Genomic DNA, 989 nt, shown 5'->3' on the forward strand with positions numbered 1-989 from the left:
CCTGCGAGATGCCTCTCTTTTCAGTGAAATAGGACCTTAGACAAGCTCTATTTTTCCCGATCAGAAAGGCATTCTCCACTTAACGCGCCGACCTCACCTCACGATCCATCGGTGGATCCAGGCTAAACCACGGTGGGACAGGGCTTCTTCAGTCGTTGCTTGGCAGCCATAAGCAACCCCTGCACTACATTCCGGGGCGGGCCATCCACCACGCTTCCCTCACCTACGCCGGCGAAGCCAAAACTGATGCGAGAGATGCCGTCGTCATCGCCGACCAAGCACGCATCCGGCACGATGTGAACCTCATGCGTGAACCCGACGAAGTCACCGTCGAGCTCCGCCTACTTTCCGCCCGACGCGAAGACCTCGTCCACGACCGTACCCGCGCCGTGAACCGCCTCCGTGCTCTGATGGCCCATTACTTCCCGTCGCTTCAGGCAGCATTCAATTACGCAACCACAAGAGGACCTCTGGTCCTGCTGACTAAGTACCAGACGCCCGCGGCGATCCGCCGGATAGGAGAGCGCCGCCTGGCGACCTGGCTGAAAGGCCAAGAGTGCCGGAAATCTGCAGTCATCGCCGCTGCTGCCGTTCAGGCGGCTCACGAACAGACCGCGGTCGTGGTCGGGGAGGCTGCTGCTGCCCGGCTCGTTAGCCGCTTCGCCCGGGACCTTCTCCGCATCCGTGACGAGCTCGCGGAGCTAGAAGCCGAAATCGATACAGCACTCAAGGGCAACTCCTCGGCTGTGCCGCTGATGACAGTTCCCGGGTTTGGGATGCGGCTCGCTGCAGACTTTCTTGCCGCGACCGGTACTGATCTGATGGCTTTCGAAACTCCGGACCGGCTCGCTAGTTTCGCGGGCCTTGCACCGGTTCCCCGCGATTCCGGGAAGATCTCCGGCAACCGCCACCGGCCAAGGCGGTACGACCGCCGTCTTCTGAACGCCTGCTTCCAAGCAGCGTTCATTGCCTCCAGAACCTGTCCCGCG

General features: G+C 61.6%; 1 protein-coding gene. It reads left to right on the forward strand.

Annotation, left to right across the window (positions count from 1 at the left end; genetic code table 11):
* Positions 1-107 precede the first annotated feature (107 nt).
* A partial coding sequence (locus B7R24_RS17175) for an IS110 family transposase (RefSeq protein ID WP_301182503.1) occupies positions 108-989 on the forward strand: 882 nt, incomplete at its 3' end.

The sequence above is a fragment of the Subtercola boreus genome (assembly GCF_003399645.1).
Lineage (GTDB): Bacteria > Actinomycetota > Actinomycetes > Actinomycetales > Microbacteriaceae > Subtercola > Subtercola boreus_A.